The following is a 25,341-nucleotide window of genomic DNA, read 5'->3' on the forward strand; positions in this document are numbered from 1 at the left end:
GCGCAAGCGGGAATGACGACTGGGGGATGCTGCCGCTGACTCTCGCGACGCTTACCCCGCAGCCTCGGCCTTTTCTCCGTCGCCCAGCTTCTGCGCGAGCGAGGCTTCCAGGAACAGGTCGATATCGCCGTCCAGCACGGCCTGCGTCGCCGAGGTCTCCACGCTGGTGCGGAGATCCTTCACCATCTGGTAGGGCTGCAGGACGTAGGAGCGGATCTGGTGGCCCCAGCCGATATCGGACTTGGTCGCCTCGACCGCATTGGCCTCTTCCTCGCGGCGCTGCAGCTCGGCCTCGTAGAGACGCGCCTTCAGCATGTCCATGGCGGTCGCCCGGTTGCGGTGCTGCGAGCGGTCGTTCTGGCACTGCACCACGATGCCCGTCGGCTCGTGGGTGATGCGGACAGCACTGTCGGTCCGGTTGACATGCTGGCCGCCGGCGCCGGAGGCGCGGTAGGTGTCGATGCGGAGGTCCTTCTCCTCGATCACGACCTCTATGCTGTCGTCGATCACCGGATAGACCCAGACGCTGGAGAAGCTGGTATGGCGGCGCGCGGCGCTGTCATAGGGCGAGATCCGCACCAGCCGGTGCACGCCGCTCTCGGTCTTCAGCCAGCCATAGGCATTGTGGCCATTGATCTTGATGGTCGCGGACTTGAGACCGGCCTCTTCGCCCGCGCTCTCTTCCAGCCAGTCGACCTTGTAGCCGTGCGCATCGCACCAGCGGGTGTACATCCGGAGCAGCATCGAGGCCCAGTCCTGGGCCTCGGTACCGCCGGCGCCGGCATGCACTTCGAGATAGCAGTCGAAGCCGTCGGCCTCGCCGGAAAGCAGGCTCTCAATCTGTCGTTTCTCGCAGATTTCCTTTAGCGAGAAGAGAGACTGCTCGGCCTCGTCGACGACGCCCTGGTCCTCTTCCATCTCGCCGAGCTCGATCAGTTCCAGCGCGTCGGCGAGGTCCTGCTCGAGCTGCTTGACGTCGGTCAGACTCTTTTCGAGCTGGGTGCGCTCGCGCATCAGCTTCTGCGCCCGGTCGGCGTCGTCCCAGAGACTCTGGTCCTCGACGAGGGCGTTCAGCTCGGAAAGGCGGACATGGGAGGCATCCCAGTCAAAGATGCCTCCTCAGCAGCTCGATCGACTGCTTGATCTCTTCGGCGGTCTGGGTGATCTCGGCACGCATTGCCGACGCACTCCCTCGATGGGTTGGAAAACTCGTGGGCGCTCTTAATAAAGCCCGGAGCCGCGTCCCGCAACCGGCGCGGTGTTGCCGGGACCGCGCGCGTCCCATCCGGCAGCATCGCCGCCGAACACGATCTCGCTCTCGCCACTGGGCTCCGTCCCGGCCTTGAAGGCCTCGACCATGACGTCCCTGTCGCCGGGCTGGGCCAGCGCGCCGGTCGCGACATTGATCCGGACGTTGCGGACACCCGGCGGAATCCGGAACGGGATCGACGGCTCGTCGACCAGCGCCTTCTCCATGAACTTTTTGAAGATCGGCGCGGCGACATTCGAGCCGGTATCACGCGGACCGAGCGTTTTCGGCTGGTCGAAGCCGACGAAGGCACCGACCGCGAGGTCCGGCGTGAAACCGACAAACCAGGTGTCCACATTGTCGTTGGTGGTTCCGGTCTTGCCTGCGAGTGGCTTGCCGATGGTCGAAATCCGGCGCCCCGTGCCGCGCTGGACCACGCCTTCCAGCATGCTGACCATCTGGTAGGCCGAGGCCGGATCGGCGACCTGTTCGCGGGTGTCCGGGATCTGCGGTGCGGGCTCGCCGCGCCAGCGCGAGGCGATGCATCCGGCGCATTCGCGGGTGTCGTGGTGGTAGATCGTGCGGCCGTTGCGGTCCTGTACCCGGTCGATCAGGCTCGGCACCACGCGTTTGCCGCCATTGACCAGCATGGAATAGGCGGTGGTCATCTTCAGCAACGTGGTCTCGCCGGCGCCAAGCGCCATCGAGAGGTGCTTCGGCATGTCGTCGTCGATCCCGAAGCGGCGGGCATAGTCGGTCACCAGATCCATGCCGATGGTCTGGGCCAGCCTTACGGTCATCAGATTGCGCGACTTCTCGATGCCGAGACGCATCGGGCTCGGACCGTAGAATTTCTTCGTGTAGTTGGCCGGTTTCCACTTGCCGAGACCGGGGCCCTGGTCGATCACGAAAGGCGCGTCGAGGATGCGTGTCGCAGGCGTGAAACCGTTGTCCAGCGCAGCCAGATAGACGAAGGGCTTGAAGGCCGACCCCGGTTGCCGGTTCGCCTGAGTCGCCCTGTTAAACTGACTGTCCCTGAAGTTCCAGCCGCCGGAGAGCGCAAGCACGCGCCCGGTATGCGGGTCCATGGCGACGATCCCGCCGTCGACATTCGGGATCTGACGCAGCGTGAAGGTGCCATCCGGGTAGGGTTTGTCCTCATCGTCCCTGGCGACGGGTTCGACGAAGATCACGTCGCCCGGCGCAAGAACGTCGGAGGCCCTCTTCACACTCGGGCCGAGGCGCTGACCTTCGCGCCATTCCCGGGCCCAGGTGATTTCGGCAAGCGGGATCTCCCCGAACGTGCCGTCGGGAAACCCGATCTGCACCCGGTTGTTCTCGACGATCAAGGCAAGGGCCTTGCGCCATCCCGCCGGAGCGGTCTCCGGTACCTCGAAGGCGGCGAGCGCGTCGCCCCAGCCGGCCACGATCTCGATCCTGCCGAGCGCGCCGCGCCAGCCGTGGCGGCGGTCGTAATGCGTCAGGCCCCACTGAAGGGCCTCGTCCGCGATGCGCTGCAGTTTCGGGTCCAGCGTCGTCCGTACCGAAAGACCGCCCTCGTAGAGCCCGTCCTCGCCGAAACGGTCGACCAGCCAGCGCCGCACTTCCTCTGCGAAGTAATCCGCTTCGGCGACCTCGGTAACGGAGCGCTCGCGGAGCGTCAGCGGTTCGGCCTTGGCCTGTTCCGCGTCCTCGGGACTAATGAAGCCGTTCTCGACCATCTGCCTGATGACCCAGTTGCGGCGGGCGAGCGCGGCATCGTGCTGGCGGACCGGATGATAGTTGTTGGGCGCTTTCGGAAGGGCCGCGAGATAGGCGCTTTCCGCGACGGTCAGTTCGTCCAGGCTCTTGTCGAAATAGTTCAGCGCGGCGGCGGCGACGCCGTAGGAGCGCAGGCCGAGATAGATCTCGTTCAGATAGAGCTCGAGAATCCGGTCTTTGCTGATTGCCCGCTCGATGCGGAGCGCGAGGATCGCTTCCTTCGCCTTCCGTTCGATCGAGACTTCGTTGGTCAGCAGGAAATTCTTGGCGACCTGCTGGGTTATTGTGGAGGCACCGCGCGGCCGGCGGTTCTGCGCATAGTTCTTGACGTTGTCGACCATCGCCTTGGCGAGACCGATGAAATCGATCCCGGGATGGCTGTAGAAATTCTTGTCCTCGGCCGAGAGAAAGGCCTTGATGACCCGCCGCGGCATTGCCTCGATCGGCACGAAGACGCGGCGCTGGCGGGCATATTCGCTGAGGAGGCGCCCGTCGCCCGCGTGGACGCGGGTCATCACCGGGGGTTCGTAATCCGCCAGTTGCTTGTAGTCCGGCAGGCCGCGGCCGAAATGGTGCAGGCCCCAGAGGACGCCGCCGACTGCGACGAGGCCGCCGAGCAGAACGGTCGATAAGAGGATCAGTACCCAGCGCATCGGTCGGTCAAAGTCTCCGGTTGAGCCGCGGGCGGGCGGCGGAACGGACGCACGTTATCACGATCAATGTGTCATGATTGTGCGCGATGTCATCTGGTTGGCGCGCAGCGTAGCGCTTTGACATGCGATTCTGTTCAATTGGCGCGGGCGGCCGATTGCACGAGATCGAAATAGTCGTCGATCGCCCGCCGTAAAGAGGCGGCGACGCGGGTCAGGTGTGCATTCGAGCGCAGCAGCTTCTCGTCGTGATTGTTGGACAGAAAGCCGAGCTCGATCAGCACTGAGGGGATGTCGGGGGCCTTGAGCACGGCGAATCCGGCAAACCGGTGTGCCGTCTTGAGCAGCTTGACCTCGCCCCGCATCTCGCGCACCAGCATTCCGGCAAAGCGGGCCGAATGGTTCATGGTCTCGCGCTGCGCCAGGTCGATCAGGATGCTGGTCACCTCCGGCGTCTCGGTGCCGAAATCCATTCCGGCGATGATGTCGGACTTGTTCTCGTTCTCGGCCAGAAGACTGGCTTCCTTGTCCGAGGCGGTTTCCGAGAGCGTGTAAATCGAGGCGCCGCGCAGTTTGCGATTCGGGATCGAGTCCGCGTGCAGGGACAGGAACAGGTCCGCGCCCGCGCGGCGGGCGATGGCGATCCGCTCGCGCAGGCGCAGGAAGACGTCACTGTCGCGTGTCAGTATCACCTCGTACCGCCCGGTTCGCTCGAGTTCTTTTCTCAAGATGCGGGCGGCGTTGAGGACGATGTTTTTCTCGTAGATGCCGGACACGCCGATGGCGCCCGGATCGACGCCGCCGTGACCGGCATCGATGGCAACGATGATTTTCTCGTTCGCCAGGCGCGGCGGGCGGTTCAGGAGAGGCGGAACCGCAGGTTCCGGCGCCGTCAGCCGGGGACGTTTATTCGCTTGGAAGGCGGCGACCGACTTCTGCGATTCCTCGAGAAAGGCCGCCCGGCTCGTCGGTTTCAAATCGATCACGATCCGCGGCCCGTACCCTGCCTTGGCGGGCAGCATGAAAGCGGCGGCGACGGAGAACGGTTTCGCCGTGTCGATCACCAGCCGCGACGTTCCGGGGCGGAACAGGCCGAACCGGAAGCCTTTTATCTCCGCGGGACGCCGTTCGTCGGGGCCGGCGCCGGGAGCGAAGCTCACTTCCGGAAGGTCGATCACCACGCGGTACGGGTCGGCGAGGCTGAAGACTGTGAAATCCAGGTCCTGAGACAGGTCCATCACAAACCGGATCTTATCCGGATGCTGACCGATTCGGATGTCCCGAACCGTTCCGTCCACGGCTGTTGCCTGCGGCGTCGCCGAGAGCACGCCGAGCAGGAGCGTCAGAAGGATGAACAGGCGCTGTATCACGAGCTACACCCGGTTGACGCCTCGCTGTCGCTGAGCGTCGATGCCGCAATTCCCGTTATTTTTACCGGCGGATGAACGACATTGCAATAAAATCCGGGCGAATCAGGTAATTGCAGGATGCTTTTTGAGCGTCACATGAATTTGCTCGCACCTGCAGGAAATGATTGTTCCGAAATAGCAAAGTGACTATGTTACCGGAGTGTTGGACCGTTGCGGTCAGCGCGGTTTTCTGCCTCTCACACTTCGGAAACGCGGGTTTGAGGCTCCCCTTTTGGCGCGGGTTTGCGCCTTTTTCTACACAACGGGACCTGTTCCGACCGTGATCCACATTTGCTCAAACCTGTCCGAACCTGTCCGGCGCCGCATCGCGGTGCTTGCAGGCGTCGGCGGGCGCAGGGGTGAAGGACTGGGCCGGACGGTCAGGATCTCGACCACCGAACGGAAACGCGATGCCGGAGCTTCTTCTGCTCCCCAGCACGTTTCGCCCCCACAGAACATGCCCGCGAACGCGGCGCCGGTATCGATCGGGAGAGTGAATCCCGCGGTGCGGCGCGCGACCCGTGCGGCCCAGGAGTCATCTTTTAATGTCCAAACGTATGTTGATCGATGCCACCCAAGAGGAAGAGACCCGGGTGGTCCTTCTGAGTGGCAATCGTGTCGAAGACTTCGACTTCGAGACCGAATCACGCAAGCAGCTTAAGGGAAACATCTATCTCGCCCGGGTCACCCGGGTAGAGCCCTCGCTGCAGGCGGCTTTCGTTGAATATGGCGGGAACCGGCACGGGTTCCTGGCGTTCAGCGAGATCCATCCAGACTATTACCGCATTCCGGTCGAGGATCGTGAGGCTCTGCTCGCCGAAGAGCGGGAAGGTGGAGCGTCCGCCGAAGAGCCGTCCGAAGAGGCCGCTGCCGAGGTACCTGACGCACCGGCCGACGCCGATGACGACGATGAAGACGGTCCGCCGGCGCCGCCGCCGGAAAGCGTCGGCGGTGACGATACCGACGACAGCGACGACGAACGTCCGCGCAAGAATCTTTCCCGTCGCTACAAGATCCAGGAAGTCATCACCCGGCGCCAGATCATGCTGGTGCAGGTCGTCAAGGAAGAGCGCGGCAACAAGGGCGCGGCGCTCACCACGTATCTCTCGCTCGCCGGCCGCTACTGTGTGCTGATGCCCAACACGGCACGTGGCGGCGGGGTGTCCCGCAAGATCACCAATGTCGCCGACCGCAAGCGCCTGAAGCAGGTCGTCGAGGGACTGGACGTGCCGGAAGGCATGGCGGTCATCGTGCGTACGGCGGGCAGCCAGCGCACCAAGACCGAGATCAAGCGCGACTACGAATATCTGCTCCGTCTCTGGAGCCAGATCCGCGAAAAGACGCTTACCTCGTCGGCCCCCTGCCTGATCCACGAGGAAGCCAACCTTATAAAGCGCTCGATCCGCGATCTCTATACGAGCGACATCGGCGAGGTGCTGGTCGAGGGCGAGGACGGGTACCGGATCGCCAAGGACTTCATGCGCACGCTGGTTCCAAGCCATGCCAAGCGCGTGCAACCTTACAAGGAGCAGACGGTTCCGCTGTTCCACCGCTACCAGATCGAAGGCCAGCTCGACGCGATCCACAATCCGGTCGTGCAGTTGAAGTCCGGCGGCTATCTGGTAATGAACCAGACCGAGGCGCTGGTCGCCATCGATGTCAACTCCGGTCGCGCGACGCGCGAGCGGAACATCGAGGAAACGGCGCTCAAGACCAATCTCGAGGCCGCCGACGAGGTCGCCCGCCAGCTCCGGCTGCGCGACATGGCCGGCCTGGTCGTCATCGACTTCATCGACATGGACGAGTCGCGCAACCAGCACGCCGTCGAACGGCGCATGAAGGAGGCGATGAAGAACGACCGGGCGCGCATCCAGCTCGGCAGGATCAGTCATTTCGGCCTCATGGAACTGTCGCGCCAGCGGCTGCGCCCGAGTGTGTTCGAAGCCTCGACCCAGGTCTGTTCCCAGTGCAGCGGCAGCGGCCGCGTGCGCTCCACGGATTCGACCGCGCTGCATGTCCTGCGCGCGATCGAGGAAGAGGGCATCAAGCAGAAGTCGAACGAGATCGCGGTCTTCGTGCCGTCCGAAGTCGGATTCTACATCCTGAACAAGAAACGTGACGCGATTGCGGCGATCGAGCAGCGCTACGGTTTCCGGGTATTTCTCGAGGCCGACGAGAGCCTGATTCCGCCGGATTTGCGGATCGAGCGGATGATCCCGAAACCGGCCAGCGAACGTCTCGATCTCGCGGCGCCGATCGTGGCAGCACCGGTGGTCGAGGACGACGAGGACGAGACTGCCGAGGAGCGGGACGACGAGCGTCGCTCCAAGCGCTCCCGCCGCCGCCGCCGCCGTGGCGGTGACAAGCGCGCCGCGGAGCAGCAGGACCAGGGCGATAACGTTTCCGAGGAGGCCGAGGCCGGCGAAGACACCGAATCCGAGGCAACATCGGGCGGCGAGGGTGCCCCTGCCGGCGGAGAGGATGACGAGGGAGCCAGGAAGCGCCGTCGGCGCGGCAAGCGGGGCGGACGCCGTCGCTCGCGGCGTGGCAATGGCGAAGAAGGTGCAGCTGGACAGGAGAATGCGGACGGCGCGGAGCAGCCGGCAGACCAGGATCATGCCGCGGCGGCGGAGAATGTTTCCGGTGACAGCACTGAATCGGTTGAGGCGAACGTGACCGCCGAGCCGGCTCCGGAAGCTCAGCCCGAAGCGGCAGGGGCGGAAGAGTCGAAGCCGAAGCGCAAGCCGCGGACCCGGCGCAAGAAGGCCGCCGATCCGGAGGCCGAGGCTCAATCCGCCGAGCAGGCTGAAACCGCGGGATCGGAGGCCAAGGACGAGGCACCGGCCCCGAAACCGCGCCGCCGCAGCCGGGCGAAGAAGGCAGAGCCCAAAGCCGAGCCGGCAACCACCGGGACCGAACCCGCGGCCGCGCCGGCCGAGGAGACTGCGCCGGCCGCTGTTCCGGAACTTGCGGCCCCGGCCGAGAGCACGCCGCAGCCTGTATCCTCCGGAAGCGGCGAGGACAAGGTCGAGGAACCGGCCGCGGCCGGTTCCGACGAAAGCGCGGGTGCCACGGTGGTCAATGTCGACGACAAGGCCAGTGGCGACAAACCGCGCCGCGGCGGCTGGTGGAACCGGCTCATCCCGTCCTGAGCCGGCCGGGGCGAACGGCAACGAAACACAATGTGCGGGGCGGCGTTGGCCGCCCCGTCCTTGTTCGGGATCAGGTTTTCCGTTCGATAGCGCGTGCGAGCGCGCAGAACTGCTCCACGGAGAGTGTCTCCGGTCGTGCCGTGGGATCGATCCCGACGGAATCGAGAAAGGCGCCGCCACCGAAGCTCTTGAGCGAGGCGCGCAACATCTTGCGGCGCTGTGAGAAGGCTGCTGCGGTGACTTTCTCGAGCAGGTCCGGGTCGGCTTCGGCCAGAGGCTTCGTTCGGGGGCGGAGCTGGATCACCTGCGAGGTGACCTTCGGTGCCGGGGTGAAGGCGCGCGGCGGGATATCGAAAAGCGGGAAGATCTCCGCACGCCATCTGGCCGCGATGCTGAGGCGCCCGTAATGCTCCGTGCCGGGAGATGCGGCGATCCGCTCAGCCACTTCCTTCTGGAACATGAGTGTGAAGCTCTCGAAGGCTTCGGCATGCTTCAACCATGACAGCAGCATCGGCGTGCCCACATTGTACGGCAGGTTCGCCACCACGCGCCGCGGTGCGTCTCCGAGGCTGGCAAGTTCGATATCGAGGGCATCCGCCTCGATGATCTCCAGACGGCCGCCGGAAGCCTCGACAAGGTCCTGGAGGGCCTCGATGGCGCGCCGGTCCCGTTCCACCGCGATCACCTTGCAGGCACCCTCGAGCAGCAGCGCACGGGTCAGGCCGCCGGGCCCCGGGCCGATCTCGATACAGGTTCCGGTGCCGAGCTTGCCGGCCGAACGGGCAATGCGTCGAGTCAGGTTCAGATCGAAGAGGAAGTTCTGGCCAAGGGACTTCTTGGCCGAGAGCTGGTAGCGCGCGATCACGTCGCGAAGCGGCGGCAGTGCCTCGATCGCCTGGATCACCTGATCGGTCATGGGCGGGCCCGGGCCACGGCCATTGCGCCGGCCATTGTGAGGGCGGCGATCAGGCTGTCCGCGTGGGCCCTGCCGGTCCCGGCGAGCTCGAGCGCGGTTCCGTGATCCGGCGAAGTCCGGATGAAGGGCAGACCGAGAGTGACGTTCACGCCGCCCCAGAAGTCGACGGTCTTGATCGGGATCAGCGCCTGGTCGTGGTACATGCAGATCGCAGCGTCGTATGTGGCGCGGGCGGCGGCATGGAACATTGTGTCGGCGGAGAGAGGGCCAACGGCGTCGATCCCCTCGGCGCGGAGCGCGGCAACGGCCGGTGCAACGATATCGCGGTCTTCGGTCCCGATCGTCCCGTCCTCGCCGGCATGGGGATTGAGACCGGCGAGTGCGAGCCGGGGTTTGGCGCAGCCAAAATCTCTTCTGAGCGCTTCTGCGGTGATCCGCGCCTTGGTCAAGATCATTTTCGTCGTCAGAACATCCGGAACACGCTTCAGCGGAATATGGATGGTGACCGGCACGACCCTCAGTTCCGGGGCGGCCAGCATCATGACCGGCGTTACGTCGGGGCCGGCGAGCGCGGCGAGGAATTCGGTGTGGCCCGGATGCCTGAAACCTGCCTCGTAGAGCACGCTTTTCTGTATTGGCAGGGTCACGACGCCAGCAGCGTCCCCGTCGCTGGTCAGTCGCACCGCCCTTTCGATCGCCGCGATGACCGCGGGGCCGTTGGCCGGGTCGAGTTGTCCCGGAAGCGGCGGGCTGGCGAAGGCGATCGGGAGCACGGGCAGGCCTTGCCGGAACGCGTCTCGTGCAGCCTCGGGCGCGCCGATCTGCAATACCGGAGTGTCGATGCCGAGTCGTTCCGCGAGCCGGGCCAGACGATCTGGTTCTTCGAGTAGAAAGAAAGGCGGAAGACGATCGCGCGCCGCGGACCAGGCTTTCAGAGCGATCTCGGCACCTGCCCCGGCCGGCTCGCCCGGCGTGACGGCGAGTGGCGGCATGGTGGCATCGGATGGCATCGGCGGGATCCTCAGATGCGGGTGTCTATGAAGGCATCCCGGCGGATGTCCCGCAGATAGCGCTGGGCGAAGGTCTCGAACTTGACCGCGCGCAGCCGCTCGGCGATTTCGTTCCGCCCGGGAAGATCGCTTTCCGGTTCGGTTTTCTTGCAGACCATAATGGTGCTGAAACCGGAAGGCAGCCTGATCGGTTTCGTCAGTTCGCCCTCTTCCAGGTCGGCCACCGCTTCACGCAGCTGAGGCGAGAGTTCGCCGATCTTCAGGGTGCCGAGATCGGTCCCCGCCGGAGAGTTCAGCTCGGAGGCGAGAACGTCCATGTCGTCGCAGCTCTGCGCCGTTTCGGACACCGCCGTGGCGATGCTTTTCTGGCTGCTTTCGGCCTCCGATCCCGCATTGGGCGGCACCGGCAGGAACACCTGCTTCAGAGTGACTTCGGATTTCAGGGGATCGGGACCGCTCAGGATCTGCCGGTCGCTCAGTTGAATGATCTGGTAGCCAAAGATGGTCTTAATCGGGTCGCTGATATCGCCCGGCTTCATCTCGTCAACCAGTTCGGCGACTTCCGGGTTCAGCTGGTCCTTCGTGGTCCAGCCGATGTCTCCCCCGGTGGCGGCGGTCGCTCCCTGGGAGAATTCGCGGGCTAGGGCATCGAACTGGGCGCCGGAGCGAAGCTGCTGAACCAGCCGTTTCGCGACCTCTTCCGCGTCCACGGCCGGGTCGTCGAAATCGAGAACGATTTCCCGAAGCCGGTATTGCGGCGCGCCTTTGTTGCGCTCCAGCCGGTCCAGTGCATCGTCGATCTCGTCGGTCGTGACCTCGACGGTGCTCTGGAAGCGGCGGCGGACGAGTTTCGCCCAGGCAATGTCGGCGCGGATCTGCCGGACCACGGTTTCGAGCGGGATGCCTTCCTGAGCGAGTGAGCGGTCAAAGGATCCGGCGGGCATCTTGTTCCGCTGTTCCATACCCCGCTTGGCCCGATTGATGTCATCTTCGGTGACCTCGACCGACAGACGCTCTGCTTCCTGGAGTTTCAGCTGCTCGTCGATCAGACCGCGCAGTACCTGCGGCCAGACACGTTGGTAAGTCTGCGCATTGCGCGGCAAGTTCGACGAGACGATCACCATGCGCACACGCGCGTCCAGATCACGCACGGTAATGATGTCGTCGTTGACGATCGCGGCAATCCGAAGCGCGTTCTGGGCGCTCGCACGATGTGCCGTGCCCGTGCTCCAGACCGTCACGACGGTGAGCGCCAAGGCGATCCGCAGGATGGTCGGACAATGCCGTTTGATGAAACTCAATCGAGATCTCGCCATAAGCCTAGATATATGCCTTGAAAGCTCAGCCCGCTAGTTGCTCGCAAATCCGCCGAGATGCTTGAAGGCAATTTGCAGCATGACGCGTTGTTCCGGTTCAATGTCGTCATCTTCGAGCTCGCTTCTTTCATAGACGAGGCCGAATGTGAAGCATTCATCGGAATAGACGAGCCCTGACGATGCGATCAGGGTGCGGTTTGCACCGTCCGAGAAATCCTGGACGACCCGGCCGTTCATGCTCCAGAACTCGTTCAGGTTGATGCTTCCGGAGAGATCAAGCTGTTCGCGTTCCAGGAATGATGTGTCGCCGGCGATATTGTCCGAATTGGTTTGATCGTCGAGCAGAACATAGTCGGCGACAATGGAAAAGCGCGGATGGAAATAGCGCATGCCGACCTCGCTCCGCCGGGGACTGAGGTCGTCCTTGTCGAGCCGGAAGCGGAGGAGGAAGTCGAGGTTGTGCGACGGGTTTACGCTAACGCGGCCAACAAAGTCGGAGAGATCGTCCTCCAGACCCGATCCTTCCTCGAACGGCCCGTCACCCAAGAACCGGTAGCTCTGCCCGAAGAGCAGACTGGAGGACCCGCCGCCGTCGCCGTAGACTCCTGCCTTGAAGCCGTAATCCACGCGGCTGCCGCCGGTCACCCGGTCGCTGCCGGTGAAGCGGTTCATCCGGAACAGGTTGGTATCGTCGAAGATGAAGGATTGGCTGTCCTCGTTGGAAATCTCATCCGGGTTGCCGCCGTCCGGGGAAAGCACGACGTTGACGATCGGTTCGACCGTCTGATGGTAATTCCCGCCCGCGCGGGCAAAAGGATAGCGCCAGTTCAGCCCGAGTTGCGGGAACACGCGCGCGGTATCGCCGTCATTTCCGCTCTCGAGCCCGTCGCTGTGGAAGTAGTCGGTATCGAGTGTCGCGGTGAGCGTGTAGATGTCGCCGGCGGGAGCGGTGTAGGGCAGCGACCAGCCGCTTCGGATCGCAATCTTTTTGCTGTCCGCACCGGTCTGGCGGGTCAGCGACATAACCGTTGAATCGAGCTGGAAGCGGCCTCCGGCAGGGTCCGGCTCACCGACGAAGTTATATTCCATCAGAGGTGCGACGGTCGGCGACTTGTCCCGGGAGTCGCCGGCATTGAGACCCTGGAACTTCAGAGCTTCCACCGAGGCGTAATTGCGCCGGCGGAATCCTTCCGTGAAAGCCCGGGTCGTCAGCACTTCACGGCTGTCGAGCCGGTAGCGGCGCAGGTAGGTCCGCGCACTCGCCTGTTCCAGATCGAAGCCCCCGCGCCAGGTGCGGTCAAAATCGAACCGGCCCTCGAGGTCGACACTGCCTTCGAAATCCTTGTCGCCGGTTTCCCGGTCGTCCTCGCGCTGATCGAGCAGGCCGGCGGTTCCCTGGAAATCAATCTCGCCCCGCGTGAAATGCTGCCGGTAGCGGCCTCTCAAGACCCCGCCTTCGGAGGAATACATGATCGGCATGACCTCGAGATCGCGGGACTCGTCGATCACATGGTAATAGGGCTGGCCATAGATGACGCCGAGTTCGTCTGAGAACCCCGTCGTCGGCGCAAGGAAACCGCTGCGGCGGTCGACGGTCGGGTCGGGGTGGGAGAGGTAGGGCGTGTAGAGCACCGGCACGCCGAACATTTCCAGCATTGCGTCGTTGTAGATAATGTCCTTGGCCTGCTCGTCATGGACGATCTTCCGCGCCTTCAGCTGCCAGAGCGGTGGGCGGGAAGGGTCTTCCTTGCAGCTTTCGCAGGGTGTGAAGACCGCGCGGGACAGAAGCTTTCTCTTGTCGCCGGTGCGCACGCCCCGGTTCGCGGCAAGACGGGAACCGTCGGTCATGCGCAGGCGCAGATTGTCGATGAAACCGGTTTTCAGTGCGTTGTGAAGCTCGACATAGTCGCTGAAGATCACTTCCCCGGTGGGCTCCAGGAGAGAGATGTTCCCGGTTGCAATCACCGTGTCTTCGCGCTGGTTGTAGGTCACGCTGTCTGCCAGAAGCGTGCGTTCGCCCTGAGACAGTTCGACGGAACCCCGGGCGGTGATCGTACCCAGGGTCTCGTCATGCACCAGCTGATCTGCAACCATCAGAACCGGATCGTCACCGATGCCGCGCTCCTGGGCGGGGGCGGGACTGACGGCGATAAGCAGGGCGAGAAGGCCAGCCGCCAGCGCCAAATTGGCCCGCCAAGTAAAGCCCTCACGCCGGCCTGTCGCCCGGCTAGATGCGGTGCGACCTGGTTTCATCGGTTAACCATCCTCAAGATGCAGCAGGCTGGCACATCCGAGCAGTGCCGTAACGGTCGCCGGTGTCCAGGCGGCAAGGACCTCGGGAATGCGTGCCGAAAGGCCGAGCGCGAAAACGAGGTCGGACGTGAAGTAGAGGAAAAATCCGGAAAAGAGGCCGGCACTGACCCAGACCAGGGTGCCGCCGCGCCGGGTGAGCCGAAGAGAGAAGGTGGCCGCGATCAGGACCATGGCGCAGAGCAACAGCGGCGAAGCCAGCTGCGCGTGCCAGTAGAGGCGATGGCGAACCGCGGAGAACCCTGCGCTTTCCAGAATCGTGATGAATTTCGGCAATTCCCAGAATGACATAGTCTCCGGCGGCGAGAAACTGTCCTGGATATTGTCGAGGGTCAGTGCGGTCGGCAGGCGGTAGACCGACCGCATCTCGGGAATTGCGTTCTTGGTCGTCAGGACCGCGTTCTGCATCTCCCAGAAGCCCGAGCGCAGCATGGCTTCGTCGGCGTCGACGCGTGCCTCGAACCGATCTTCGCCCAGGAAGAAGAGGACGGTGAGACCCGCGAGGCTCGCCCCATCGGCTGCGACGCCGGTGGCGTGGAGCACGAAATGTCCGGTGCTCGTCTGTTCCCGGAGCCAGAGCCCACCGTCGGTCAGCGCGAGGAAATTGCCCTTGTCGCGCAGCACCCGGTTTTCCAGAGCTTCATACTTGGCGGTCATCACCGAGGCGACCGGATTGAAGACCGCGATCTTGAAGATGCCGATGAAGAAGGCGATGGTCAGCGCCGGCAGCAGGAATTGCCAGACCGAAACACCCGCGGCGCGTGCCACCACCAGTTCGTTCGTCCGGGTCATCCGGGTGAAGGCCAGCATGGCGCCGAAAAGGGTCGCGAAGGGCAGAATGGTCTGGCCCATCTGCGGCGCTTTCAATGCCGCCATCTGCAGCATCAGGCTCAGCGTAGCGTCTTCCCTGTCGGCGCCGCGACGCAACAATTCGATGGAATCGAGCAGAAAAACGATCGCCATGATTGCGAGGAAAGTGCCGAGAACCCAGAGCAGGAACTGCTTTCCGAAGTAGAGCGAGAGCGTTCCGGAAAGCTTCATGCCGGCGTCCCCTCAGCCGGAAGGCTGCCGGCTTTCGGGCGCCGCATCTTCTGCCGCGCAAGCAGCACGAGGCAGAGCAGGATCGGACCGATGGCCGAGGCATACATCATCGGCAGCAGGCCGAGCTCTTTCGCCGCCACGTATTTCGAGCCGAGGACGGCGGCCTGGACGAGGCCGACGAGCAGAATTGCGGCGACCAGCCGGCTGCTCCGTCCGCGGCGGCTGAACTCGCCACGCAGAACAACGACCAGACCGATCAGCGGAAGGGCGAGGCCAAGCAGTGGCGTTACCAGCCGGCTGTGTCCCTCGGCGATGTATTTGCTGAAGTTCCTCGGCTGCGTGATCTGCTCGGTCGGGTTCAGCAGTTCGTCGATGAACAACTCGTTCTGATCGCGTGCGGTCCGTTGCACCGCTTCGCGCAGCCCGCCGAGATCGACCGTGTAGCGGTCGAAATAGAGGATGCTGATGCGACCGGTCTCATTGTTGCGGGCCTGCCGGTTACCGTTCACCATCAGGACCTTCGGGCTGGTGTCGTCCAGAATCAGGGCACCGCTCTCGGCCAGCAGCGTCACCGACTCGTCGTCTTCGCGATCGTCCTGGACGATGATGCCGGAGAGCTCGCCATTGGGCTGGCGGGCCCGGACGAAGACCGTCACGTCGTCGCCCATGGAATTGAACACCCCTTCGCGCAACAGGACGTTGGTGTAATTGTGCCGAATCTGGAACTGCAGCTCCTTGAAACCGCGGTAGGAGACGGGAACCAGATAGAGGCTGAGCAGATAACCGAGCAGGGTCACGCCCAACGCGATGATCAGTGCCGGGCGGGCAAGGCCCATCGGGCCGAGGCCCGATGCGGTCAGAACCACGAGTTCGCGGTCGCTTGACATGCGGCTGTAGACGAACATGGTTGCCGCGAAACAAGCAATCGGCAGCACCAGCGACAGCCAGGTCGGCATCAGCAGGACGGTGAAGTAGACGAATGTCGCGAGCGGCAGGCCCCGGTTCACGATCATATCGATGAAACGCAGGGATTGGCTCAGCCAGATGACGCAGGTCAGCGACACCACCACGATGATCATCGCGGCCAATATCTGGCGAATGACGTAGCGGTCGATCCTCATGGTCCCGTTCGGCTGGATTGTTCCGTCTGGCCGGAGCCGCTCCGGCGGGTCCTTGCGCAACCCGCGTTTAAAGGCGCATGATAGCGATGTTTCAAGTGTTTCCAATCACCAACTTATTCAGGATGTGAAGCAGCACAGGCATGTTCCCCGAGCATGCAGGGTTTCGCGGCGGCATTGTGGTCGCGGCGGTCTATTGCCCCGGTCGGAGACCGGAGGGCACTGTTCGGGACGCTGACCTGACCGGGAGAGAATCGGAATGAAGATCGGGTTTCAGAAATTGGCCCTGCCGAAAAAGGGCGCGGTCGTCGTCGGGGTCATGGACGGCAGGAAGCTCTTGCCGCTCGGAGCGGAGTTCGACGAGCAGCTAGGCGGGCTTCTGTCGCGTGCGATGAAGGCCAACAAGTTCACCGGCAAGGCGAAGCAGACTTTGTCCGTCTTCGGGGAAACCGGGACCGTATTGCTCTATGGCCTCGGTGACGGCAGCGCGATCGACGAGCTCTGGTGCGAGAATGCCGGCGGCGCAATCGTCGCGGCGATCCTTGCGGCCGGCGACAAGGAGGTGTCCGTACTGTTCGAGCCGCATACCGCGGACGGTGTCGCTGACGAGAAGACTGCGGATCGTGCCGCCCGTCTTGCTTTCGGCGGTCTGCTGCGCACCTATCGGTTCGACAAGTACAAGACCAAGCTGAAGAAGGAAGACAAGCCGGTCCTGCAGAAACTGACGGTGCTGACTGACCAGGCGTCCGCGGCCAAAAAGGCCGCCGAAGCGCTGGAAGCGATCGCCGAAGGCGTGTTCCTCGCCCGCGATCTCGTCAGCGAACCGCCGAATGTCCTCTATCCCGTCTCCTACGCCAAGCGCTGCGAGGAACTGGAGGATCTCGGCGTCAAGATCGAGATCCTGGACGAGAAGCAGATGGCCAAGCTCGGTATGGGCGCGCTGCTCGGTGTCGGCCAGGGCTCCGAGCGCGAGAGCCGCCTCGTGATCATGCGCTGGGAGGGCGGGCCGAAGAAGCAGCAGCCGATCGCCTTCGTCGGCAAGGGCGTCTGTTTCGACACCGGCGGCATCTCGCTGAAGCCTGCCGGCGGCATGGAAGACATGAAATGGGACATGGGCGGGTCCGCCACCGTCGTCGGCCTGATGAAGGCGCTCGCCGGCCGCAAGGCCAAGGCGAACGTGATCGGCGTCGTCGGACTGGTGGAGAATATGCCGGACGGCAATGCCCAGCGTCCGGGAGACGTCGTCACCTCGATGTCCGGCCAGACCATCGAGATCATCAATACAGACGCCGAGGGCCGGCTCGTGCTGGCCGACGCGCTCTGGTACACGCAGGACCGCTTCAAGCCGCAGTTCATGCTCGATCTGGCGACCCTGACCGGGGCGATGATGGTGGCTCTGGGGCAGGTCAATTGCGGCTATTTCTCGAACAATGACGATCTGGTCGCAAAACTCGAGGCGGCCTCGAAGGCGTCCGGGGAGAAGATCTGGCGGATGCCGCTTGGCGACGAGTACAACAAGATGATGGACAGCGATATCGCCGACGTGAAGAACGCCGGCGCGCGCTGGGGCGGCAGTATCACCGCTGCCTGTTTCCTCGAGCGTTTCGTCAACGAACTGCCCTGGGCTCATATGGACATCGCGGGTATGGCCTGGTCCTCGAAGGATTCCCCGACCGTCCCGAAGGGCGGCACCGGCTGGGGCGTCCGTCTGCTGGACGAGATGGTCCGGGCGAATTACGAGGCCTGACGGCTTCGCCCGTTTCCGTGATGACGGACATCAATTTCTATCACCTGACCGCGCGCCCCCTTGAATGGGCCCTGCCGAAGCTGCTCGAGAAGTCGCTTCAGGCAGAGGCGCGCGCGGTCGTGATGGCGTCGAGCGAGGAGCGGGTTGCCACTCTGAACGCCCATCTCTGGTCCTACGATCCGGACAGCTGGCTGCCGCACGGCAGCGAGAAAGACGGTCATGCCGCGGATCAGCCGGTCTGGCTGACCACCGAGGACGAGAACCCGAACGGCGCGCGCTTCCTCTTCCTCACGGACGGGGCGACCTCGGCCCGAGTCGGGACGTTCGAGCGCGTATTCGAACTCTTCGACGGCCGCAACGACGAGGCGGTCGCTGCGGCGCGGGCGCGCTGGAAGGAGTACAAGGACGCCGGTCACACGCTTGCCTACTGGCGGCAGACGGATGCCGGAGGATGGGAAAAGGCCGGCTGACCGCCGGCGGCAACGACAATCAGGAACTCTGGAGCAACAGGTGAAATACGACTTCGATCAGGAAATCCGGCGAACCGGTACCCATTCCGTCAAATGGCAGATCTACTGGCGCGGCGACACGCGCGAGCTCTGGGAGGGTACCGATCCCGCCCTAGGCGACGATCGCACCTTGCCGATGTGGGTCGCCGACATGGATTTTCAGGTTGCCCAGCCGATCCTCGATGCCATGCGCAAGCGCATCGATCATCCGATCTTCGGCTATGTCGTCCGCACGCCGGATTACAACGAGGCCGTGACCGGCTGGATGGAACGCCGGCATGGCTGGAAGGTCGATCCTGAATGGATCGTCAACACGCCGGGCGTGGTGCCGGCGCTGAACCTCCTGGTTCGCGCGCTGACCGAACCCGGCGACAAGGTTCTGATCCAGCGCCCGGTCTATTATCCCTTCACCTATGCAATCGAGAATAACGGGCGCGAGGTCGTCTCCAACTCGCTGGTGATGGAGAACGGCGTCTACCGCATGGATTTCGACGATCTGGAGGCCAGGGCGGCGGATCCGAAGACGAAACTGCTGATTCTGTGCAGCCCGCACAATCCTGTCGGCCGGGTCTGGACGGAGGAGGAACTGCGGCGTCTAGGCGAGATCTGCAACAGGCACGGCGTCATAGTCATCGCCGACGAGATCCACGGCGACCTCATGCTGAACGGCTCGAAATTCGTGCCCTACGGCGCGCTCGGGCAGGCGTTTATGGACAATTCCGTCGTCTGCACGGCGCCGTCGAAAACCTTCAACCTCGCCGGACTGCACACCTCGAACATGATCGTCTCCAACGAGGCGCATCGCAAAGCGCTGGTGAAGGAGATCGCCGCTTCGGGGATCGGCGGCATGAACAGCTTTGGCCTCGAGGCGACGAAGGCGGCCTACAACGAGGGCGAGGAGTGGCTGGATCAGGTGCTCGAATATCTGAGCGGGAATGCAAACTATCTGGAGAGCTTCGTCGCGGACCGCATCCCGGAAATCAAGGTCGTGCATCCGGAGGGCACCTACCTCGTCTGGCTCGACTGCCGGGGTCTCGGCCTCGACAAGATGGAGCTCGAGGCGCTGATGCACGAGGAGGTGAAGGTCCTGTTCGATGAAGGCTATGTCTTCGGTCCGGAAGGCGAAGGCTTCGAGCGCATCAACATCGCCTGTCCGCGCTCGATCCTGACTGAGGCGCTGGAGCGTATCGAGCGAGCGGTGGTGAAACGCCGCAAATAATCGGTATTTCCGGGGCAGGACGGTCCATCGCTTGGCTTGCCCCGTTCCGCCGCGCCCGCTATAAGGCGCGCGCCGGGCGCTTCTGCGCCCGTTTAGCTTATTCAATCGCATCTCGCGGGCGGCCCCTGCCGTCCGGCGGAACCAGAAGAGAGACACGATGGCCATTCAGCGCACTTTCTCCATCATCAAGCCGGACGCCACCGAGCGGAACCTGACCGGCGGCGTGAACAAAATGATCGAAGAGGCGGGCCTGCGCATTGTCGCGCAGAAGCGCATCCGGATGACCCAGGCCCAGGCCGAGACCTTCTACGCGGTGCACAGCGAGCGTCCGTTCTTTGGCGAACTGGTCGAATTCATGACCTCCGGTCCGGTCGTCGTGCAGGTGCTCGAAGGCGAGAACGCGATCGCCAAGTACCGCGACGTGATGGGGGCGACCAACCCGGCGGAAGCCGCCGAGGGCACCATCCGCAAGGCTTATGCGAAGTCCATCGGCGAGAACACCGTGCACGGCTCCGACGCGCCGGAAACCGCGGCGATCGAGATCGCCCAGTTCTTCAGCGGCAACGAGATCGTCGGCTAATCCTGTCGGCGGACAAGCGAAAAGGGCCGGTCGTTTCGACCGGCCCTTTTTGATTCGGCAGAGTGAGGTTTCTCAGACGAGGAAGATCGCCATCAGGATCAGCAGAATGACGACGCCAATGGTCGACCATTTCAGCATGGTGATGAAGCCTTCGTAATTCCGCTTGTGTTCGATGTAGTCGCCATCGGACGACGCGTTGCTTCCAGCCATGTTACCTCCGTTAGGATACCCGGCCGGGCATGTGGCCCGGTTCGTATGTTCAGAAATTTGTATAAATCACCCTGCCGTGAGCGCCAAGGCCCTATCTCGCCGACTCCGGCGCAGGATTGAGCATCGATCCGGCCGGAGCCGCGGCGTTGTCGAGCAAGACCCGCCCGCCCTCGATCCGGATCCGCCCTTCCGCGACCCAGCGCAGGCTGGCCGGATAGATCCGGTGTTCCTGCTCGAGAATACGGGCGGCAAGGCTCTCGGCGCTGTCGTCCTGGTGGACCGGAACGACGGCCTGCTGGATGATCGGCCCGACATCCATTTCGGGAGTCACGAAATGCACCGTGCAGCCGGAAAAGCGTGCGCCCGCATCGATCGCCCGCTGCTGTACGTTCAGTCCCTTGAAGGACGGCAGCAGCGACGGGTGGATGTTGATCATTCGACCGGACCAGTGCTCGACGAACCCGGGCGTCAGCAGCCGCATGAAGCCGGCGAGGCACACGAACTCCGCCCCGGCGGAATCCAATGCGCGCTGCATCTCAGCATCGAAGCTCTCCCGGTCGGGATAGGCCTTGTGATCGACGGTCACCGCCTCGATTCCGGCCGCTCTCGCCCGCTCCAGTGCCTTCACCCCCGGCCGGTTGGAAATCACCGTGACGATCTCCGCCGGGTGGTCCGTGCCCGAACAGGAATCGATCAGTGCCTGCAGGTTGCTGCCGCTGCCCGAGACGAGAACGCCGACCCTGAGTCTGGATTTGCTCACGCGGGCCAGGTCCCGAGACCGCCGATGGTGACGGACGGCGCGCCTTCGGTCCGGTCGACCAGACGGCCGATGCGGAAGACTGTCTCTCCACCGGAGCTCAGGGCCTCGGCCACGGCGTCCACCCTGTCCGGCGAGACGGTGAGGGTCATGCCGATCCCGCAATTGAAGGTTCGGGCAAGTTCGGCGGCGGGGACGCCACCGGTCTCGGCCAGCCAGCGGAAGACCGGCGGGAGTTCCCAGGCCGTCGCGTCGATCTCGGCCGCAATCGTCTCCGCATAGGAACGCGGCGGGTTTTCCAGCAGGCCGCCGCCGGTAATGTGGGCGAAACCCGTGACGCCGCCGGCTTCGAGGGCCGCGAGGCAGGACTTCACGTAGATCCGTGTCGGATCCAGCAGCGCCTCTCCGAGCGTGCGGCTCCTGTCGAAAGGCGCCGGATCGGACCAGGCGAGACCGGAGCGCTCCACGATGCGGCGTACCAGGGAGAAGCCGTTCGAATGCACGCCGGAGGAGGCGAGGCCGAGCACGATGTCGCCGGCCTCGGCGCGCGGCTCGAGAATCAGGGTCTCCCGCTCTGCGGCGCCGACCGCGAATCCGGCGAGATCGAAATCGCCGTCCTCGTACATGCCGGGCATCTCGGCGGTTTCGCCGCCGATCAGCGCGCAACCGGATTGTCGGCAGCCCTCGGCGATGCCGGTAACCACGGCGCGCGCGGCTTCCACGTCCAGTTTGCCGGTCGCGTAGTAGTCGAGGAAGAAGAGCGGCTCGGCACCCTGCACGACAAGATCGTTCACGCACATGGCGACGAGGTCGATCCCGACGCCGGAATGGATTCCGGTATCGATCGCGAGGCGAAGTTTGGTTCCGACACCGTCGGTCGCGGCGACGAAGACCGGATCCGTGAACCCGGCGGCCTTCGGATCGAACACACCGCCGAATCCGCCGATGGAGCCGTCCGCGCCGGGGCGCCGCGTGGATTTGGTCAGCGGCTTGATGAAGTCGATCAGCCGGTCCGCCGCATCGATATCGACGCCCGCATCCTTGTAGGTCAGGGGGCGGTTTGGTCTGTCGAGGCCTGTTATGGTCTCCTCCTCAGCCTTCCGGTATAAGACTCGGGCAGTGCCGGGTGCCATTTTTCTGCCCGGGTGAGGGTTTATGACGGGGGCGCTTGGACCGCAAGCGGATTTGGCTGGACGCCAGAGAGTTCGGGGATGTTTGAGCTGATCGGGAATATCTACTGGCGCCGGCTTCCGGCGGGAACGGACGGGATTGCGCGGCGCACCCTGTCGGCCATGGGCAGGCTGGTCTTCGCCGCGCTGGTGATGAGTGCCGCCGTGACCGGGGCAAGGGCCCAGTCGGACGAGGGCAGGGTCTTCGAGGTGCGCGATGTAGCCGTCGATGTCCAGGCCGCGACGGCGGCCGAGGCGCAGGCACAAGCAATCGTCCAGGGGCGGCGCGATGCCTGGCACCGGCTGGTGGAGCGTCTGGTCCCGCAGAGTCAGGCGGCGCAGCTTTCGGTTCTGTCCGACGAGGAGCTGGTCGGGCTCACGGTCGGATACGAGGTTGCACGGGAGCGGACCTCCGACGTGCGCTATCTCGGTTCGCTCAATTTCCGCTTTAACCCGGTCGCCGTAAGGCAGCATTTCGCCGCCCGCGGTATCGGGTACGCCGAGGTTGCCTCGCGTCCGGTGCTGATCCTTCCGGTCTATAACGACGGTCGCAAGCCGCTGCTCTGGGAAGAAGAGAGCCCCTGGCTCGCCGCGTGGCTCGAACGCGGGAGCGGCGACGGCCTTGTGCCGATTACGGTTCCCTATGGCGACCTTGCCGACATACGTGACATTTCGGCGGTGCAGGCCGTACTCGTCGACCGGGAGGCGATCGAGACCATCGGCGCGCGCTATGGTGCGGCGCAGGCGGTGATCGCCAATGCCCGGACCGTGACCACCGATGCCGGCATGCAGGCGGTGGAATTGAACCTGATCTATGTGGGCGGGATCACCGACGGTCAGTCGCTTGTCCGCACGGTGGCGCCGGATCCGGATGCGGCCGGGACGGACCTGATGTCGGCGGCCGCCAAGGCTGCCGTATCGGAGATCCAGGAAGCGTGGAAGACGGAAAACCTTATCAGTCCGGGGCTCGAGACACGGGTGACCGTGCTGGTGCCGGTGTCGTCCTTCGACTACTGGCTGGACGTCCGCGAGGCACTGGACGGTGTCTCCTCCATCGCGCGCCGCGAACTGCTCCGGATCTCCCGTAGCGAAGCCCTGCTCGACGTCTGGATCAACGGAGATGCGGACCAGCTCGCCCTTGCCCTGACGCAGAGAAGCTTCGTGCTCGAGGAGGCGGGCGACAACTGGATTCTCTATAAGGAAGGCACGGAGCTGCCGGAGAAATATCGCCCGGTGCCCCAGCAGGATCCGGTGCTGCTGCCCTCTCCCGAACCGGCGCCGGCGCCCGCCCAGCCGCTCATTCTTCCGCCGCTGGTGCAGTGATGCAGGGCGGCGCCATCGCAACTTCATCCCCGCACATCGGAACCCGTCATGACTCAGCGTGAGCGGCTCACCTTCTGGCTCGGTCTTCTCGCCGCCTTTTTACTTGCTGTCTACGTATTGAAAAGCGTGCTGGTGCCGTTCGCGGCCGGCATGGCGATCGCGTATTTCCTCGACCCGATCGTCGACAGATGCGAGCGGGCGGGGATGTCGCGCACGGTGGGCACCGCCGTCGTTCTGCTCGGTTTCTTTTTTGCCGGCACCGGGGTTCTGCTTCTTCTGGTCCCGCTGATCCAGGCGCAGGCGATGCAGCTTGCGAAGACCCTTCCGGACTATCTCGAGCGGCTCTCCGTCATGGCTGAGCCGCTGGTCAACATGGCCCGGGCGTGGCTCGGCAATGGCGGGGCGGACAACCTCGATCTGCCGGCGATCGCCGCGCAGGCCGGCAAATGGATGCTTTCGGTCGCGGGGCAGGTGCTCAGCGGCGGTGCGGCCGTCGCCAATCTGTTGTCGATCATGGTGATCACCCCGATCGTCGCCTTTTACCTGCTCCGGGACTGGGACCGTATCGTGGCCGCGGTCGATGGCTGGCTGCCGCGGGCGCAGGCCAAGACGATCCGCGAGCAGGCCCGCATCATCGACCGGACGCTGGCCTCCTTCGTCCGCGGTCAAGGCTCGGTCTGCCTCATCCTCGGCGGTTTCTACGCGGTCGGCCTGACGATCGCGGGGCTCGATTTCGGCGTCATCATCGGGCTGTTCGCCGGGCTGATCTCCTTCGTCCCCTTCGTCGGTTCGATTTTCGGCGGTCTGCTGAGTGTCGGGCTGGCGGCGCTGCAATTCGACAGCCTAACGCCGATCGCCATCGTGGCGGGTGTCTTCGTCGTGGGGCAGGCGATCGAGGGGAATTTCCTCACCCCCAATCTCGTCGGCGACGCCGTCGGGCTGCATCCCGTCTGGGTGATGTTCGCGCTGCTTGCGGGCGGGGCGCTGTTCGGTTTCCTCGGCGTGCTGATCGCGGTTCCGGTCGCGGCGGTGATCGGTGTGCTGACCCGGTTCGCGCTCTCTAGATATCTCGCCAGCCCGCTCCATCTACATGGCATACCGCCGGCGGACGACGAAACCGGCGACGCCGGACGCTGACCGGGTCAACGGAAGAGCATGACGCAACGGAACAGTACATCGCGCCTCGCAGGCGGCGACAGCGGACAGTTGCCGCTGACGCTCGAGCATCGTCCGGCTTACGACAGGGGCGAATATCTCGTCTCGAGCTGCAACGAGGCGGCGACGGCCTGGATCGATTCCTGGCCGGCCTGGCCGGACGCGACGTGGGGGCTCAACGTCCATGGGCCGGAAGCGTCCGGAAAGTCGCATCTGGCGGAAGTCTGGGCGCGCAAGGCGGGAGCTGTGATGTTGAGGCCGTCGGATCTCGACGTCGCCGTTCTCCCGGTGCTCTTGAATGAGCATCGGTATGCCGTGCTCGACAATGTGGACGAGACCCTGCCCGGCGTGCCCGCCTTTCATCTCTACAACATGATTGTCGAGCGCCGCGGGGCCCTGCTCGTGCTCTCCCGTTCGCCGGTTTCGCGGATGGACCTGACGCCGCCGGACGTGAAGTCCCGTTTCGCAGCCCTGCCGGCGGTTGCGATCAGCGATCCGGACGACGCGCTGATCACGGGCGTGATGGACAAACTCTTTCGTGACAGGCAATTGTTCGTTGCTGAAGAGGTTCTGGCCTTTTTGGTCGGGCGCATGGAACGATCGTTCCTTGAGGCGAGGGCGATGGTGGAAGCCATCGATGCCATGTCGCTCGCCGAAGGGCGCCGGATCACGTTGCCGCTCGCGCGCCGGGTCCTGGAGGCTCGGGGCGCGCGGTAGCGCCTTACGAGAACAAGAAAAAC

At 64.2% G+C, this 25,341-nt stretch carries 20 protein-coding genes; 8 read left to right on the forward strand and 12 right to left on the reverse strand.

The features are described from left to right. Positions 1-51 precede the first annotated feature (51 nt). From prfB to ACOOE1_RS20520, 3 genes are all read right to left on the reverse strand, one after another. Positions 52-1,177, reverse strand: a protein-coding gene (gene prfB, locus ACOOE1_RS20510; RefSeq protein ID WP_420404065.1) for a peptide chain release factor 2 whose coding sequence is annotated in 2 segments (ribosomal slippage) — positions 52-1,107 and positions 1,109-1,177 — 1,125 coding nt in all. Because the reading frame shifts where the segments join, the coding sequence is not laid out codon by codon here. A 44-nt stretch (positions 1,178-1,221) separates the two neighbouring features. After that, the gene (locus ACOOE1_RS20515; protein WP_420404066.1) at positions 1,222-3,663 is read right to left on the reverse strand and encodes a penicillin-binding protein 1A; all 2,442 of its coding nucleotides are present in this window, start codon (positions 3,661-3,663) and stop codon (positions 1,222-1,224) included. Positions 3,664-3,797: 134 nt separating this feature from the next. Continuing rightward, complete coding sequence (locus ACOOE1_RS20520; RefSeq protein WP_420404067.1) at positions 3,798-5,030, reverse strand: N-acetylmuramoyl-L-alanine amidase; 1,233 nt, start codon at positions 5,028-5,030, stop codon at positions 3,798-3,800. Positions 5,031-5,614: 584 nt separating this feature from the next. Between ACOOE1_RS20520 and ACOOE1_RS20525 the strand changes: the two genes are divergently transcribed. Continuing rightward, a complete protein-coding gene (locus tag ACOOE1_RS20525) occupies positions 5,615-8,221 on the forward strand; it encodes an Rne/Rng family ribonuclease (RefSeq protein WP_420404068.1) in 2,607 nt (868 codons plus the stop codon). Positions 8,222-8,291: 70 nt separating this feature from the next. On the opposite strand, the gene rsmA is transcribed toward ACOOE1_RS20525, so the two are convergent. Genes rsmA through lptF form a run of 6 tightly spaced genes read right to left on the reverse strand, consistent with a single transcriptional unit; the run spans position 8,292 to position 15,935 of the window. Beyond that, positions 8,292-9,137: a 16S rRNA (adenine(1518)-N(6)/adenine(1519)-N(6))-dimethyltransferase RsmA gene (rsmA, locus tag ACOOE1_RS20530; protein WP_420404069.1), complete on the reverse strand. Its 846-nt coding sequence runs from the start codon at positions 9,135-9,137 to the stop codon at positions 8,292-8,294. Beyond that, complete coding sequence (gene pdxA / locus ACOOE1_RS20535; RefSeq protein ID WP_420404070.1) at positions 9,134-10,147, reverse strand: 4-hydroxythreonine-4-phosphate dehydrogenase PdxA; 1,014 nt, start codon at positions 10,145-10,147, stop codon at positions 9,134-9,136. The genes rsmA and pdxA overlap by 4 nt, the downstream gene beginning before the upstream one ends. Positions 10,148-10,158: 11 nt before the next feature. Continuing rightward, a complete protein-coding gene (locus ACOOE1_RS20540) occupies positions 10,159-11,448 on the reverse strand; it encodes a peptidylprolyl isomerase (RefSeq protein ID WP_420404071.1) in 1,290 nt (429 codons plus the stop codon). Between the two features lie 48 nt (positions 11,449-11,496). Then, positions 11,497-13,716, reverse strand: coding sequence for an LPS-assembly protein LptD (locus ACOOE1_RS20545; protein WP_420404072.1), 2,220 nt, complete (start codon positions 13,714-13,716; stop codon positions 11,497-11,499). A gap of 3 nt (positions 13,717-13,719) precedes the next feature. Continuing rightward, positions 13,720-14,814, reverse strand: a complete 1,095-nt coding sequence (gene lptG, locus ACOOE1_RS20550) for an LPS export ABC transporter permease LptG (protein ID WP_420404073.1) — start codon at positions 14,812-14,814, stop codon at positions 13,720-13,722. Next, on the reverse strand, positions 14,811-15,935 hold the full coding sequence (lptF, locus tag ACOOE1_RS20555; RefSeq protein ID WP_420404074.1) for an LPS export ABC transporter permease LptF: 1,125 nt from the start codon (positions 15,933-15,935) through the stop codon (positions 14,811-14,813). The genes lptG and lptF overlap by 4 nt, the downstream gene beginning before the upstream one ends. 256 nt (positions 15,936-16,191) lie before the next feature. On the opposite strand from lptF, the gene ACOOE1_RS20560 reads away from it, so the two are divergent. From ACOOE1_RS20560 to ndk, 4 genes are all read left to right on the forward strand, one after another. Then, a complete protein-coding gene (locus ACOOE1_RS20560) occupies positions 16,192-17,679 on the forward strand; it encodes a leucyl aminopeptidase (protein ID WP_420404075.1) in 1,488 nt (495 codons plus the stop codon). Positions 17,680-17,699: 20 nt separating this feature from the next. Further along, positions 17,700-18,149 carry a DNA polymerase III subunit chi gene (locus ACOOE1_RS20565; RefSeq protein WP_420404076.1) on the forward strand — a complete coding sequence of 150 codons (450 nt, stop codon included), beginning with the start codon at positions 17,700-17,702 and terminating at the stop codon, positions 18,147-18,149. A 40-nt stretch (positions 18,150-18,189) separates the two neighbouring features. Continuing rightward, positions 18,190-19,407 carry a MalY/PatB family protein gene (locus tag ACOOE1_RS20570; RefSeq protein WP_420404077.1) on the forward strand — a complete coding sequence of 406 codons (1,218 nt, stop codon included), beginning with the start codon at positions 18,190-18,192 and terminating at the stop codon, positions 19,405-19,407. 157 nt (positions 19,408-19,564) lie between these two features. Then, entirely contained in the window at positions 19,565-19,987 is a 423-nt protein-coding gene (gene ndk / locus ACOOE1_RS20575; protein WP_420404078.1) for a nucleoside-diphosphate kinase, read from the forward strand. A 72-nt stretch (positions 19,988-20,059) separates the two neighbouring features. On the opposite strand, the gene ACOOE1_RS20580 is transcribed toward ndk, so the two are convergent. The 3 genes from ACOOE1_RS20580 to purM form a co-directional block, all read right to left on the reverse strand. Then, the gene (locus tag ACOOE1_RS20580) at positions 20,060-20,197 is read right to left on the reverse strand and encodes an aa3-type cytochrome c oxidase subunit IV (protein ID WP_420404079.1); all 138 of its coding nucleotides are present in this window, start codon (positions 20,195-20,197) and stop codon (positions 20,060-20,062) included. 91 nt (positions 20,198-20,288) lie between these two features. Next, a complete protein-coding gene (gene purN, locus ACOOE1_RS20585) occupies positions 20,289-20,957 on the reverse strand; it encodes a phosphoribosylglycinamide formyltransferase (protein WP_420404080.1) in 669 nt (222 codons plus the stop codon). After that, positions 20,954-22,087 (reverse strand): phosphoribosylformylglycinamidine cyclo-ligase, encoded by a 1,134-nt coding sequence (purM, locus tag ACOOE1_RS20590; protein WP_420404081.1) that lies wholly within the window; start codon positions 22,085-22,087, stop codon positions 20,954-20,956. Before purM ends, purN begins: the two co-directional genes overlap by 4 nt. A 78-nt stretch (positions 22,088-22,165) precedes the next feature. Here purM and ACOOE1_RS20595 point away from each other — a divergent pair, with 78 nt between their 5' ends. Genes ACOOE1_RS20595 through ACOOE1_RS20605 form a run of 3 tightly spaced genes read left to right on the forward strand, consistent with a single transcriptional unit; the run spans position 22,166 to position 25,318 of the window. Next, entirely contained in the window at positions 22,166-23,446 is a 1,281-nt protein-coding gene (locus ACOOE1_RS20595) for a DUF2066 domain-containing protein (protein WP_420404082.1), read from the forward strand. A gap of 48 nt (positions 23,447-23,494) precedes the next feature. Then, the gene (locus ACOOE1_RS20600; RefSeq protein WP_420404083.1) at positions 23,495-24,583 is read left to right on the forward strand and encodes an AI-2E family transporter; all 1,089 of its coding nucleotides are present in this window, start codon (positions 23,495-23,497) and stop codon (positions 24,581-24,583) included. An 18-nt stretch (positions 24,584-24,601) separates the two neighbouring features. Further along, the gene (locus ACOOE1_RS20605; RefSeq protein WP_420404084.1) at positions 24,602-25,318 is read left to right on the forward strand and encodes an HdaA/DnaA family protein; all 717 of its coding nucleotides are present in this window, start codon (positions 24,602-24,604) and stop codon (positions 25,316-25,318) included. Positions 25,319-25,341: the final 23 nt, after the last annotated feature.

The sequence above is a fragment of the Nisaea sp. genome, from assembly GCF_965216895.1.
Taxonomy (GTDB): Bacteria; Pseudomonadota; Alphaproteobacteria; order Thalassobaculales; family Thalassobaculaceae; genus Nisaea.